Consider the following 13,558-nt stretch of genomic DNA (forward strand, 5'->3'; position numbering starts at 1 on the left):
GAGACCGATCGTCCCGCACCGGCCTTCGTCAGGAACCCCTTCGGATCGAACCTCGCAATCTGCTTACGCCCCATCGCGACCCCCCGTCGAATCCGGTGTTGCCCCTCGACTCCCCTACCATAACGGGACTATATCAGCCCCGGCAACGGGGCCTAGATGGACCTTGGTCCAGCCGCGTCACATGGAATCTGGAAGAGCCCTGCTCGCTCATTGGACCAAAGTCCAGGTGGGCGGGCGAGCGGCTGAAGGCTACTCTGGCCTGGTGCGAGAACACAGCCCTAGCGGCGCGGAGGAAGTCCAAAAGGTAAGCGAGACCCACAGATTCTCAACCTGCCATGTCCGCCGGCTGCCCGCACTCATCGCGGCTGTCGCAGTCCTCGTGCTCGGAGCGCTTCCTGCCCTTGCCCAGGACGCCGCGCCTCCAGCAACATCGCCGGTCGTCAGCCCGACGGGGCCCCTCGCTCTCGTCAAAGGCTCCGTGACCCGGGCTCTATCGATAGCCGAGTCACAGGGGGATGACGCGCAGCGGCGAGTCGAGCTCCGCCAGGTGGGAGAGGCGCTCTTCGACTTCCACGAGATGGGCCGACGGGCGCTGGGGCAGCACTGGGCCGGCCGTAGCCCCCAGGAGCAAGACGAGTTCGTCCGACTCTTCACCGATCTCCTCGAGCGGTCATACCTCCTCGCCATAGGGAACCGTGGGGCCGGGACGGTCACCTTTCAGGGCGAGTCCGTGGAGGGCTCGGCAGCGCGCGTACGATCACGCCTCGTCACCAACCGCGGCGCGGAGATCCCCATAGAGTTTCGCCTGCTGGAGCGGGGCGGGCGATGGGCCGTCTATGATCTCGTAGTCGAAGGTGTGAGCCTCATCTCCAGCTACCGGAGCCAGTTCAACTCGATCATCCGGAACTCTTCGTTCGCCCGGCTCCTGGAGAAGTTGTCGGGTCGGGAGACGCCGCAGGGGAGCGGCGAGAAACCTTGAACCGCGATCGGCGCGAGCGGCGGGCCGCCACGCTTCTCCTCCTCACGTCCGTGCTGTGGCTGCATGAGTGGCTCCCGGCGCTGCTCGTGGTCGCCTGGGTGTCGTGGCTCATCCTTCACAAGCAACTCGAAGGCAGCCTTGGTGAAGGCCTGGTTGGCCTTTGGCGGCGTAGGTGGCCGTTCGGCACGTTGGTACTCATCCCGCTCATGACCGCCAACGCGCTGGCCTACTGGGTGTACGCGCCGCTGCCCGGACGCATCATGCCGTTCGCTCTCAATCTGCTCGGGCTCTCGATCCTCCTCTTCGGGGGTTGGTGGGGCAAAGCCCGCTCGCTCAGAGGGGCTCCGGAGGAACCCGGTGCGCCAGCCGCCAGCTCGGACCTGGCCGCGGCGAGCGCGCAACCGAAAGAGCGTGCGTAGTCACCGGCGAATCGTGTGGAAGTCTCGATTCAGTGCGACGGGTTGCCTGCCGTCTAGTTGAGGTGTCCAGGTTCCCGCCGCATACTCCGCCAGGCCCTTCAGAAGCACCTCGTGTAGCGTTGTCCCGTCGCCCACGGCGCGAGCACGCGCCGCTCGCTGAAGCTCGAGCGGTATACCGCGCAGCAAGTAGATCCCCGTGGTCGCTATACTCAGGAGCGCGCCAGTCGGAGTGGGCCGGCCTTTCTTTCCATCAACGCTCCCCGGCAATTTGGAAACTACAACCTCTTCACGGAGAGCGAGGAGGGCTCGGTCGGCAAGGCCAAGAGCCGCCTTGCCCTCTGCGCCGGACGCATTGGGCCGACAGAACCGTTGAGCGACGATGGCCCCGGCCGCCAGGCCGAACCCGACACCGAACGTCATAAACATTCCGCCGGGAAGAGAGAAGCCGGCCAGGGATAGGCCCGCTCCGACCAAACCCGCACCGACCCCGAGGCCCATGTCTACGATCAACCCATACCCTCGACGGCCCATCAAAGTGTCAGCGAGCCAGCCAGCACTGAGGCCGGCCAGCGCCCACATCGGGCCCATCTGAACAATTTGCTCATTCATCATCCGGAGCCTCCCTCAACGTCCTCAGGCAGACCGGCGACCGCCGAAGAACTGCAACATGACGACAAGGGCGGCGATCACCACCAGTAGAGGAACCCAGCCGCCGGCCGCATACGAGCCGGCCATACCGAGTGCCCACAGCACCAAGAGCATGACCACAGTCGTCCACAGCATGACACCCCCACCCTTCCTCTCTGACTGCTCACCCGCGGGAACGCGCAAGCCAGAACGCGCGCGCTGGCTCGCGGGCTACCGAGAGCCGAAGCCGTACGCCGGGCTCTTCCGGACTGCCTCACTCCTCACGGCCAAGGTCGCCACGACGCTCACGAGCACTCGCGCGTCGACCGGCTTCGACACGAAATCCTGGAAGCCCGCCCGCAGCACGCGCGCTCGATCCTCGACGGTGCTCAGTCCGGTGAGGGCCGCTGCCGGGGTCTCGCCACCGTGCTCCCGGGGCAAGGCGCGCAGCTTGCGAATCAGCGAGTAGCCATCCTCGTCGGGCATCTCGATTGCCGAAAGCACAACATGGGAGCGCTCCCGTTCGAATGCTCTCAGCGCCTCTGCCACCCCGGCGGTGGCCGTCACCTGGGCGCCGTACACCTCGAGCAGCCGGCTGATGACCTCGCGCACCACGTCGTGGTCGTCCACGAGCAGCACCCGCACTCCGTCTAGAGGCGATGCGCGTTCGACCACTTGGGTCATGGACACCTCACCGCCTTCCGGACACGGCCTCTCCCTAGAGCCAGCTCCTCACGCCCACGCACAACCAATACACCCCTTGCCGAGGGGAATCTGTCCCGAGTTGAACACCAGGGATGTGTCTCGAATTGAACACATTCCGAGATAGCTGATCGACGATCCGTTGCGGCGTTACCGAGAAGAGCAAGCGCAGCGGGCGACACCGAGGTAGGCTGGACCAACAAGGAGATAACTCATGACGATCAGCAAGAAGGCCTCAGCCCGAAAGACCTCACCGCAGCAAGACGAGGCGGATCGTGACGCCCTCGCTCGTGCGGCCGGCCGCCAGAAGGCCGCGAGCACCTCGGCTCGCGAAGCCCAGGCAACGCGGAAGCAGTTCGGCAAGACAGGCGCCAAAGCCATCCAGGGGCACATCAGGGCGCGAGGACAGCGGCAGCAGGCGCGCCGCGACTCCCGCTGACTCGGCCACGGCGCGATGACAACCATATCGATCAGCTTCGAAGGGCGCTCGACGGACGAGGTTGAGGCTCGGAGTCAAGCGCGCCGCGGAGACCTCCGCGCGCCGAGGAGGACGATGGCGACGGCGGCGAGCTGCAGCGCGAGACAGCCGGCCAGCGCGACCTGATAGCTGCCGAAGGCGTCGTGCAGCCAGCCGAGGATACCGGGTCCGAACGAGTACGTGAACTGATTGACGGCGATGATCGTGCTCACCACGCGACCGAAGGCCTCGCGCGGGAACTCCGCCTGCACGATCACGCTGGGGAGGCTGGTCGTGTTGCCCACGCCCAGCCCGAACATCATGCAGGCCACGTAGAGCAGCGCGGGGCCGGGCTCGGCGAGCATCAGCGCGACCGAGGCCGCCTGGAGGAGGAAGTTGCCCGCGATGATCCCGCGTTTATTCATCCGATCGACCACCAGGCCGACCGCGAGGCGTCCCAGCACCGCGCAGGCGGACGTCAGGCTCACCGCCCAGGCGGCGCCCGCGACCCCCAGGGTGGGCCGGAGGATTGACACCTGGTGGATGATCACGCTGATCTGCGCGGTGAGGCCGAGCGTGAATGGCAGCGCCACCAACCAGAAATGCGCGGTGCGCAGGAACGCGCGGGCGGTGGGGGGGCTGCCACCATGCGCCCCGCCCGCGACGGGCCGTGGCGGGGGCGGATCGCCATCGGGCCCGAGCCCTAGTGCCTCGGGCCCGCGCGCCAGCAGGCCGAGCACCAGCGGCGTCAGCGTGACCGCCATCACGCCGACCAGCGTGGCCACCGCCGGCGTGAACCCCAAGCGGTGGATAAGGAAGACCAGGGCGGGCACCAGCACCACGCCGCCCACCGCGGCGCCGTTGAACGCGATGCTGATGGCGAGCCCCCGGCGCCGCTCGAACCAGGGGGCCACGATGAGGTTCAGCGCCGCGCCGCTCATCGCCGCCCAGCCCGCGGCCATCAGCGGGAACACGACGTAGAGCTGCCACGGCTGGGTGACCCGCGTGAGCGCGATGGCCGCCGTGCCCATGGCCGTCATGCCCACCAGCACGATGACCCGTGGCCCAGCGCGCTCGAAGAGCCCGGCGATCACCGCGATGAGGGCGGCGCCCACGAGATAAAGCACGATCACCGCGGAGGCGACGGAGCCCGTGCTCCAGCCGCGGCGCTCGACCAGCTCGGCGAGGAACACGCCGATCCCGTAGAACCCGAAGCCCCAGCCGAACACCGCGATAAGAAATGCGCAGGCGACAACCCACCAGCCTCGGTACATGTCGAGCAGGATGCGGTGCGCGCCGCGGGACCGTCAACGCGAGACGCTTCGACCGCGGTCGAAGGATCTCACGGATTTGACCTTCCCCCGCCCGGCTGGCAGGATGGTGGACGTTGCAGACTCTTCCCATACGTTCGCCACGAGGAGACCAGGCATCCATGAGCGTCGCCAACGGTCGCGAGTTCCTGAACATCCCCGGACCGACCAATGTCCCCGATGCGGTGCTGGCCGCCATGCAGCGGCCCGCCATCGACATCTATTCCGGCGACATGCTCGGCCTCACGCACTCGCTCCACGAGGATCTGCCGAAGATCTTCCGGACCTCGGGCCGCGCCTACATCTACGCGGCCAACGGGCATGGTGGCTGGGAAGCCGCGCTGAGCAACGTGCTCTCGCGCGGCGAGACCATTCTCGTGCTGGAGAGCGGGCTCTTCGCCGCGGGCTGGGGCGAGATGGCGCAGATGATGGGGGTGAAGGTCGAGTCGCTCAAGGGCGACCCGCGCCGCGCCGTGAACCCCGACGCCGTCCGGCAGCGCCTCGAGGCCGACAAGAGCCACGAGATCAAGGCGATCCTCGTCGTGCAGATCGACACCGCCTCCGGCGTCGCCAACGATCTGGCCGCCATCCGGGCCGCGATCGACGCCGCCAAGCATCCCGCCCTCTTCATGGTGGACGCGGTGGCCTCGCTGGGCTGCATGCCGTTCGAGATGGACGCCTGGCGCGTGGACGTCACGATGTCGGGCTCGCAGAAGGGCCTCATGACCCCGCCGGGCCTGGCCTTCGTCGCCGCCAACGAGCGCGCCCACGCCGCGCACCAGAAGGCCGATCTCCGCACGCGCTACTGGGACTGGACGTTCCGGCAGGGCCAGGCGCACTACCAGAAGTACGGCGGGACACCGCCCCAGCACCTCCTCTTCGCGCTGCGCAAGGCGCTCGATCTGCTCATCGAGGAGGGGCTCGAGCACGCGGCGCGGCGCCATGCCCTCCTGGCCGAGGCCACGCGGCAGGCGGTGGGGCGCTGGGCGGAGGGAGGCGCGCTGGCCATCAACGCGACCCAGCCGGCGGAGCGCGCCAACTCGATCACCTGCGTGCTCATGCCGGATCGCGATCCGCAGCCGCTGCTCGACTACTGCCGCCACAAGTGCGGCGTGATCGTGGGCCTCGGGATCGGCCCCTTCTCGGGCAAGGCGTTCCGCATCGCCCACATGGGCTACACCAACGCGCCCATGGTGATCGGCGCTCTCGGCGCCATCGAGATGGGGCTGGCTGCGCTCCGCATCCCCCACGGCACGGGCGGCGTGCAGCGCGCGGTGGACTATCTCGGGCGCGAGGTGCCGGCCTAGCAGCGCGCGCCCGCGCTCGACGATTCTTCTCGTCGCCGCACACCCAGTAGGGGCAGGAACGCCCGCTGCACCAAGGCTTTCCGTGGTAATAGTCTCGGAGTCCCTAAGGGTGCGACGGGAGGGACCCGACCCATGGTGGCGGCGTCTCCGATTCGATCCCTGGCGAAGCGCGCGCTGGTCGTCAACTGCTACTTCGACGATAGCCACCGGCCCGTCCGCCGCCCGCACAAGGTGCCCAGCGCCATGGGGCCCGTCTTTCTCGCCGGGGCCTTCTCCCCGCTCTGCGAGGTGCGGCTCTACAACGAGGTCGCCAGCGGGCCGCTGGACGATCCGGCGCTTCTGGGCTGGCCGGACATGCTGGTCCTCACCGGCCTGACCAACGCCTTCGATCGGATGCTGCACCTCACGGCCTACGCGCGCGCGCGGAACCCTCGCGTGATCGTGGCGGCAGGAGGTCCCGCCATTCGCGCGCTGCCCGCCCTGTCGCGCACCTTCTTCGACTACGCCTGCGAGGGCGACATCGAGGAGCTGCGCGAGGTCGTCGCGGACGCGCTCGGCGCGGCCTTCGTCGCCGAGGAGATGACGCCGCGCTACGACCTTGCCTACTGGATCGGGAGCATCGGCCACGCCGAGGCGAGCCGCTCCTGCAACTTTCGCTGTGACTTCTGCTCGATGACGGCGGAGGACCGGCAATACCGGAGCTATCCGGTCGACGCGCTCCGGCGGCAGATCGTGGCCATGGGGCGGAAGAAGCGGCTCTTCCTGGTGGACAACAACTTCTACGGGAGCGATCGGGCGCATTTCCACGCCCGGGTCGAGCTGATCGAGCGGATGCGGGCCGCGGGCTACTTCGGCGACTGGGGCGCGCTGGTCACCACCGATTTCTTCTACCAGAACCACAATGTCGAGCGTGTGGCGCGGGCGGGATGCAAGCTCCTCTTCAGCGGAGTGGAATCGTTCGACGTGGCGTGGCTGCGGGACGTCAACAAGCTGCAGAACGTCCGCTCCTCGCCCGTGGAGCAGATCGGGCGCTGCCTGGACGCGGGAGTACTGTTCGGCTACGGCCTGATCCTCGACGTCACCACGCGCACGATCGCCGATCTCCGTCAGGAGCTGGAGTACGTCCTCGACACGCCCCGTATTCCCCTCCCCGCCTTCCTCACGCTGCCCATTCCCCTCCTCGGTACGCCCTTCTTCCGCGAGTGCGCGGCCGCGGGTGCGTTCCTGCCGGACACGAAGCTCCGCGACATGGACGGCACGACCCTCGTCCTGCGTCCTCGCGACCCCATGCCCGAGGTGGTGGGCTTCGTGCGCGACATGCCGACCCTCCGCGGCTACCGCCGCCGCGCCCTCGGCCACTTCGCCCGGTTCGCGCGGCGCTACCACTCGGTGCTGACAGCCTTCCAGCTGAAGGCGGCCTTCGCCAGCGTGGCGCTCCTCTGCGCCTACGAGAGCACCACGATGGGCCCCTGGAACCGGCTCATGAGCCGGAGCCGACGCCGCCGCACCCACGTCACCACCACGGAGCCGCTGGACCGGACGTACACGCCGGCCTTCCGGCTGCCTCGGGGATACGAGCGCTACTTCACGCCCACCATGGTGACGGACGCCAGGGGTCGGCTCACCGCCGACGTCGCCGAGGCGGCCGCGCCCGCGCGGCGCACACGCACGGCGGCCACATCCCCGATTCCCGTGGGCTCATGAGCACCGTCACGGACGTCGACGAGCTCCTGGGCGAGAGCGCGCCCATGCTGGCGGTGCGCGATCAGCTCCGCCATCTCGTCACGCGGCCCCAAGCCGGGCGGCGGCTGCCCTCCATCCTGATTCAAGGAGAGACCGGCACCGGCAAGGGCCTCCTCGCGCGTCTCATCCACCGGCACGGGCCCCGCGCGAACGGGCCCTTCGTCGACGTGAACTGCGCGGCCATTCCGGATACCCTGCTGGAGGCCGAGCTCTTCGGCTACGAGCGCGGCGCCTTCACCGACGCCCGGCGCGGCAAGCCGGGGCTGCTCCAGACCGCAAACCGGGGCACGCTGTTCCTCGACGAGATCGGCCTAATGCCGCTGGCGCTCCAGGCCAAGCTCCTCACCGCCATCGAGGACCAGTCGGTGCGGCGGCTGGGTAGCACGGCGAGCGAGCCCGTCGATGTGTGGATCGTCAGCGCCGCGAACACGGACCTTCGGGCCGCCGTGCGCGCGCAAGCGTTCCGCGAGGACCTCTATCACCGCCTGGCCGTGCTGACGCTGACCCTACCGCCGCTGCGCGATCGCGGACATGACATCGTCCTCCTCGCCGAGCTCTTCCTCGCCCGCGCCTGCTCCGACTACGGATTACCCCCGAAGAGCCTGGCTCCCGACGCGCTAGCGCGGCTTCTCGCGCATTCCTGGCCGGGCAACGTGCGCGAGCTGGCCAACATGGCCGAGCGGCTGGCGCTTCTCGTCGAGGACGACGTGGTGCGCGGGGACGCCCTGAATCTCCCGCCGGCCCCCGGTGCATCCATCGACGCCGCGGGCGCCGCGACCTCGCCAGCTTCGCTCGACGACAAGATGCGGGAGCATCTCCGGGCGGCGCTCACCCAGACGGGCTGGAACATCACGCGGACCGCCGTATCCCTGGGCATCTCGCGCAATACCCTCCGTGCGCGCATGCGGAAGTACGGCCTCCAGGTCGATGGGGCCGCGGCACCCGCCCCAGCCGCCTCCACCGGACGAGACCGCCCCGAGCCGCCCCGGCCGGAGCTGGCGCCCGAGGCCGCGCCCGTGCGCATTCGCTGGGAGCGTCGACGCGTCACGTTCCTCCAGGCCGAGCTCCTGCTTCCGGAGGCACGGGAGGCCTCGACGAGCACGCGCGAGATCGAGGTGTTGATGGAAAAGGCCCGGGGATTCGGGGGCGAGATCAGCGAGGTCAGCCAGAGCGGCATGGCCGCCGTCTTCGGCGTCGCGCCGACCGAGGACACGGCCCAGCGGGCCGCGCACGCCGCGCTCACCATCGCCAAGGCCATCGAGCGGCTGCGGGCCGAGACGGGCGGGCTGCTGGACGTGAAGATCGCCATTCACACCGGCCAGGCGCTGGTGACGCAGCTCCAGGGCAAGGCGGTGATCGAAGCCGAGGCCAAGGAGGAGGCCCAGGCCACCATCGGCGGCCTGCTCCAGCGAGCCGTGCCGGGGGCGATCGTGCTGAGCCGCGCGGTGCGGCCCTTCCTGGAGCGCCGATTCAAGATCCATCCGCGCGACGGCGAGGCCCGATCCGCCGATCCGCTGCACCGGCTGCTGGGGCCCAAGCAGCATAGCCTGGGCCCCGCCCGCGAGATGATCGCCTTCGTCGGCCGCAGCCGGGAGATGGACGCGCTGCAGAGCCACCTCGCGGCGGCCGCCGCCGGGCGAGGCCAGCTCGTGAACGTGGTGGGCGAGGCCGGCATTGGCAAGTCGCGCCTCCTCTACGAGTTCAGGCGGCGGGTCGCCACGCAGGGCGTGCGCTATCTCGAGGGCCGCTGCGTCTCGTACGGCAGCGCCATCGCCTACCTGCCGATCATCGACTTGATCCGCCGGGGCTTCGGGATCACGGAGGCGCACGGTCCCGTGCTCGCCGCGGAGAAGATCCACGCGACCCTCCAGGCCCTCGGCCTGAATCCCGATGAATCGGCGGCCCCGCTCATGAGCCTGCTCGGCTTCACGGAAGGCACGGCGAAGCTCGCCGACCTCAGCCCCGAGGCGGCGAAGGCCCTCACCGTCGAGACCATCCGGCGCGTGGCGCTGGCCGCCAGCCGGCCCCGGCTCCTCATCATCATCGTCGAGGACGTGCACTGGATCGATCGTGCGTCGGAGGAGCTCCTGGCCACCATGGCCGAGAGCCTGCCGGTGGCCCCCGTGCTCGTGCTGACCACGCAGCGGCCCGGCTACCGCGCCCCGTGGATCGAGAAGTCGTACGCGAGTCAGATCGCGCTGCCGCCCCTGTCCCTCGATGAGAGTCTGCGCTTCGCGCGGTCCATGCCGCCCGAGCGCCGCCTGCCCGAGCCGCTGGCGCGTGTCGTCCTGGACCGCGCGGAGGGCAATCCCTTCTTCATCGAGGAGCTCACCCGCGCCATCGCGGAACGGGGCGAGCGGCACGCGGACTCCGCCGTCCCGGACACGGTGCAGGGCGTGCTGATGGCGCGGATCGAGCGCCTGGCCGAGGAGCCGCGTCGCGCGCTCCAGACCGCCTCGGTGCTGGGGCGCACGGTGCCGCTGCGCGTGCTCGCCGCGATGTGGGAGCCGAGGACGGACATCGACGCGCATCTGCGCGAGCTCGGGCGCCTGGAGTTTCTCTACAAGAGCGGCTCGGGCGAGGAGGCCGCCTGCGTGTTCAAGCACGCGCTGACCCAGGAGGTGGCGTACGAAAGTCTCCTCCCGGCCCAGCGCATGGACCTCCACGCCGCCGCCGGCCGCGCCATCGAGACCCTCCACGCCGGCCGGCTCGAGGACGTGTACGATCGGCTCGCCTACCACTACGACCGCACGCGCCATGCGCCGCAGGCCGTCGAGTACCTCACCCGCTCGGCCGAGAGGGCGGCGGCGCGCCATGCCCATGCGGAGGTGGTGGCGGCGCTCCAGCGGGCGCTCGCGCGGGTGCCGGAGCTGCCGCGCGAGACGCAGGATCGGCTGACCCTCGGGCTCGTCCTCCGTCTGGCGAACTCGCTACTCTCGCTGGGCCGGTTCCGGGACACGCTGGATCTCCTCATCGCCCACGAGGAGCGCGTGGCTCGCGTGGGCGATCCAGGGCTCACCGGGGTCTTCCACTTCCAGGCCGGGCTCGTGTGGAATCTTATGAGCGACAACGAGCGGGCGGAGACGCACGCGCGCAAGGCGCTGGCTGCCTCGGAGCAGGCCGGGGACATCGCCACGCAGGGCCGCGCGTGGTACGTGCTGGTTCTGGCCAATGTCTGGAGGGGCCGGCCGCGCGAGGTAGCGATCCAGGGCTCGGCCGCGCTGACGCTTCTCGAGCGCACCAGCGAGCGGTACTGGCTCGGGATGACCCATTGCATGCTGGGGCTCAACGACGCATTGGGCGGCGCCTTCGAGTCGGCGCTCGCCCACGAGGTCCGCACCAGCGAGATCGGCGAGGGCATCGGGAGCACTCGGCTCCTGAGCTACTCCGACTGGGCCACCGGCACCATCCGGGCGTTCATGGGCGATGCCGAGCTCGGGATCGCGGCATGCCGGCGAAGCCTCGAGCGCTCGCCCGACCCCTTCAACACCGCCACCGCGCTGGGCTTCCTGGGCTACGCTCATCTCCAGGCCGGACAGTCGCGCGAGGCCATCAGGCATCTGGAGCAGGCGATCGAGCTGTTCGCGCGCTTCCGCTACCGGCACGTCCAGGGCCTCTTCACGGCGTACCTCAGCGAAGCCGTCTATCGCACCGGCGATCTCGCCGCCGCGCGGCGGGCGGCGGCGAACGGCCTCGAGCTGTCGGCGGGCGCCCAGTTCCCGTATGGAACCGGGCTCGTCCACCGCCTGCTGGGCCGGATCGCGCAGGCCGAGGGCTCGTTCGAGGCGGCCCGCCGCCTGCTCGACGAGGCCCACACCCGCTTCGTCTCCATCGAGGCCCAGCACGAGGTGGCCTGCACCGAGCTGGCGCTGGCGGATCTTGCGCGTGTGGAAGGGCAAGGCGACGTGTCTCTCGTCCACGCCGGCCGGGCGCTCGCGACCTTCCAGCGGCTCGGAGTGCCGCGCTACGTGGAGCGCGCGCGGGCGCTGATGGCCGTCGTCGGCGAAAGGAGTCCGTCATGACGGAAGCGAAGATCTACGACGCGGTGGTGATTGGCTCGGGCTTCGGCGGCGCGGTGACGGCCTGCCGCCTCGCCGAGCAGGGTTACTCGGTGCTCGTCCTCGAGCGCGGGCATCGCTGGGGACCGAAGCAGGGCTTGCGCGACGAGCGCAACCAGGCGGGCGACCAGCGGGACCCCGAAGTCATGCCGTTTCCCCGGCGGGCCGGCGACGCGTGGCTCTGGGATCACCGTCATCCCGAGCGGGCGAGCGGGTGGATCGATTTCCGGGCGTTTCCGTACATGGGTGTCGCGCAAGGCGCCGGGGTCGGCGGCGGCTCCTTGATCTATTCGAATGTCCTCCTCGACGCCAATCCCCAGTGCTTCGCCGAGGGATGGCCGAAGGAGATCGACGCGAGCACGCTCGCGCCGTACTACAAAGAGGTCGGCCGGATGCTGGAGGGCCGACCCGTCCCGAGCGGGCAACGGGGTCGGCTGGTCACGCTCCTGGAGGAAGCCGCGGAGAAGACGAGGGTGCCTGCCCGCTTCCACCCGCTCGACGTCGCCGTGCGCTTCGACGACGCCTTCCGCTTCGACGCCGGGCAGCGCCCCGAGACCACGGGGTCGATCCGAAAGCTGAACATGCATGGCGCGTGGCAGGGCACGTGCACCGGCCTCGGCACCTGTAACCTCGGCTGCGAGCTGGGCGCACGGAACACGCTCGACAAGAATTACCTCTACGTCGCGGAGGCCCACGGCGCCGAGATCCGTCCGCGCCATCTCGTGCGGACCATCGCCCCCGAACCCGGCGGCGGGTACCGCGTGCACTTCGATCACATCGCGAACGGGCGCTTCGACCCCGGGAGCGTGGTGGGCCGCCTCGTGATCGTCTCCGCCGGGTCCCTGGGCTCGACGGAGCTCCTCCTGCGCTGCCGGGACCAGTACCGCACGCTGCCGCGGCTGAGCCCGTTCCTCGGCAGGAACTGGAGCAGCAACGGCGACGTCCTCACGCCGGCGTTCTACTTCTTCCGCAAGCCGCTCTACCCCGGGCGCGGGGTCCCGTTCGCCGGCCAGATCGATTTCCTCGACGGACGCCCCGCCGGGTTCAACATCGAGGACGGGGGCTTTCCGTATCAGGCCGCCCGCACGCTCGTCCGCCACCTGGCCATGAATCGCGGGCCCGTTCTGCGGATGCGGCACAAGCTCTTTCATCTGGCCGTGTCCTTGCTGGGCGCGCTCTACGGGGCCGCGCACTGGCTCGCCGGGCGGCGCGTGCTGAAGCCGCTCCGCCCCCTCGTGGAATGGCTCGATCCGGTCAATCGAATGATGCCGTGGGTGGCTCAGGGGCAGGACGCGGCCGATGGCACCCTGCAGCTCGAGAACGGCGAGCTCTTCCTGGACTGGGACCCCTCGAAGTCGGTGCCGGTGATCGACGCCATCATCGCCAGCCACACGAAGCTCGCGTGGGCGACGCGGGGCGTGCCGCTGCCGCCCATCGCCTGGCGCTGGTTCCGCTCGCTCATCACACCGCATCCTCTGGGGGGCTGCAACATGGGCGACAGCGCGGCGAACGGCGTGGTGAACCACAAGGGCGAGGTGTTCGGCTACCCGCGGCTCTACGTGGCCGACGGCGCCATCGTGCCGGAGGCCCTCGGCGTCAATCCAGCCAAGACCATCGCCGCACTCGCGGAGCGCAACGTCGAGCTGATGATGATCGATCACCCGCGCGGGAGACTGTGAGGAGCGCCATGCTGGAGCGTCCACTCGAGATGGCCGTGCTCGGTGACTCGGTACTCTGGGGCTCCGGTCTCGAGGACGAGCAGAAGCTCTGGACCTTGGTGCGCCGGTGGCTCGAGGAGCACGGGGAAACCGTCCGCGTGCGCGTCCTCGCGCACTCGCTCGCCGTGGTCGAACCCGACCCCGCGAAGGACGCGGCGCCCCCGGTGTGGGGCGAGGTGCGCTACCGGTATCCGTCCATCACGTATCAGGCGCTGGACGATCCGCGGCTGGGCGATGA

Annotated in this window: 11 protein-coding genes; 8 read left to right on the plus strand and 3 right to left on the minus strand. The window is 69.6% G+C overall.

Going from position 1 to position 13,558, the window contains the following annotated elements; translation table 11 throughout:
• Positions 1-181: 181 nt before the first annotated feature.
• Both VFX14_11965 and VFX14_11970 read left to right on the plus strand, forming a co-directional pair.
• Positions 182-979, plus strand: coding sequence for an ABC transporter substrate-binding protein (locus VFX14_11965; protein HEU5190396.1), 798 nt, complete (start codon positions 182-184; stop codon positions 977-979).
• Positions 976-1,398 carry a hypothetical protein gene (locus tag VFX14_11970; protein ID HEU5190397.1) on the plus strand — a complete coding sequence of 141 codons (423 nt, stop codon included), beginning with the start codon at positions 976-978 and terminating at the stop codon, positions 1,396-1,398. The genes VFX14_11965 and VFX14_11970 overlap by 4 nt, the downstream gene beginning before the upstream one ends.
• A 633-nt stretch (positions 1,399-2,031) precedes the next feature.
• On the opposite strand, the gene VFX14_11975 is transcribed toward VFX14_11970, so the two are convergent.
• Positions 2,032-2,181, minus strand: a complete 150-nt coding sequence (locus tag VFX14_11975) for a lmo0937 family membrane protein (GenBank protein HEU5190398.1) — start codon at positions 2,179-2,181, stop codon at positions 2,032-2,034.
• A 75-nt stretch (positions 2,182-2,256) separates the two neighbouring features.
• The gene (locus VFX14_11980; GenBank protein ID HEU5190399.1) at positions 2,257-2,709 is read right to left on the minus strand and encodes a response regulator; all 453 of its coding nucleotides are present in this window, start codon (positions 2,707-2,709) and stop codon (positions 2,257-2,259) included.
• Between the two features lie 232 nt (positions 2,710-2,941).
• Between VFX14_11980 and VFX14_11985 the strand changes: the two genes are divergently transcribed.
• Positions 2,942-3,166, plus strand: a complete 225-nt coding sequence (locus VFX14_11985) for a hypothetical protein (protein HEU5190400.1) — start codon at positions 2,942-2,944, stop codon at positions 3,164-3,166.
• 74 nt (positions 3,167-3,240) lie between these two features.
• Here VFX14_11985 and VFX14_11990 read toward each other — a convergent pair whose 3' ends face one another.
• Positions 3,241-4,458, minus strand: a complete 1,218-nt coding sequence (locus VFX14_11990) for an MFS transporter (protein HEU5190401.1) — start codon at positions 4,456-4,458, stop codon at positions 3,241-3,243.
• A gap of 158 nt (positions 4,459-4,616) precedes the next feature.
• Between VFX14_11990 and VFX14_11995 the strand changes: the two genes are divergently transcribed.
• The 5 genes from VFX14_11995 to VFX14_12015 all read left to right on the plus strand — a co-directional run.
• Positions 4,617-5,801, plus strand: a complete 1,185-nt coding sequence (locus VFX14_11995; GenBank protein ID HEU5190402.1) for an aminotransferase class V-fold PLP-dependent enzyme — start codon at positions 4,617-4,619, stop codon at positions 5,799-5,801.
• A gap of 132 nt (positions 5,802-5,933) precedes the next feature.
• Entirely contained in the window at positions 5,934-7,505 is a 1,572-nt protein-coding gene (locus VFX14_12000) for a hypothetical protein (GenBank protein ID HEU5190403.1), read from the plus strand.
• A complete protein-coding gene (locus VFX14_12005) occupies positions 7,502-11,566 on the plus strand; it encodes a sigma 54-interacting transcriptional regulator (GenBank protein ID HEU5190404.1) in 4,065 nt (1,354 codons plus the stop codon). The genes VFX14_12000 and VFX14_12005 overlap by 4 nt, the downstream gene beginning before the upstream one ends.
• The gene (locus VFX14_12010) at positions 11,563-13,281 is read left to right on the plus strand and encodes a GMC oxidoreductase (GenBank protein HEU5190405.1); all 1,719 of its coding nucleotides are present in this window, start codon (positions 11,563-11,565) and stop codon (positions 13,279-13,281) included. Before VFX14_12005 ends, VFX14_12010 begins: the two co-directional genes overlap by 4 nt.
• Before the next feature lie 8 nt (positions 13,282-13,289).
• Positions 13,290-13,558, plus strand: a 269-nt coding sequence (locus tag VFX14_12015) for a hypothetical protein (protein ID HEU5190406.1), incomplete at its 3' end; no start/stop codon positions are given.

The sequence above is a fragment of the Candidatus Methylomirabilota bacterium genome, assembly GCA_035764725.1.
In the GTDB taxonomy this organism is placed as follows: domain Bacteria; phylum Methylomirabilota; class Methylomirabilia; order Rokubacteriales; family CSP1-6; genus DASRWT01.

Excerpts from the sequence above, each read along its gene's own strand:
- VFX14_11965 (HEU5190396.1), top strand. The coding sequence starts at position 182 with ATGGAATCTGGAAGAGCCCTGCTCGCTCATTGGACCAAAGTCCAGGTG.
- VFX14_11975 (HEU5190398.1), bottom strand. The coding sequence starts at position 2,181 with ATGCTGTGGACGACTGTGGTCATGCTCTTGGTGCTGTGGGCACTCGGT.
- VFX14_11980 (HEU5190399.1), bottom strand. The coding sequence starts at position 2,709 with ATGACCCAAGTGGTCGAACGCGCATCGCCTCTAGACGGAGTGCGGGTG.
- VFX14_11985 (HEU5190400.1), top strand. The coding sequence starts at position 2,942 with ATGACGATCAGCAAGAAGGCCTCAGCCCGAAAGACCTCACCGCAGCAA.
- VFX14_11990 (HEU5190401.1), bottom strand. The coding sequence starts at position 4,458 with ATGTACCGAGGCTGGTGGGTTGTCGCCTGCGCATTTCTTATCGCGGTG.
- VFX14_11995 (HEU5190402.1), top strand. The coding sequence starts at position 4,617 with ATGAGCGTCGCCAACGGTCGCGAGTTCCTGAACATCCCCGGACCGACC.
- VFX14_12000 (HEU5190403.1), top strand. The coding sequence starts at position 5,934 with ATGGTGGCGGCGTCTCCGATTCGATCCCTGGCGAAGCGCGCGCTGGTC.
- VFX14_12005 (HEU5190404.1), top strand. The coding sequence starts at position 7,502 with ATGAGCACCGTCACGGACGTCGACGAGCTCCTGGGCGAGAGCGCGCCC.
- VFX14_12010 (HEU5190405.1), top strand. The coding sequence starts at position 11,563 with ATGACGGAAGCGAAGATCTACGACGCGGTGGTGATTGGCTCGGGCTTC.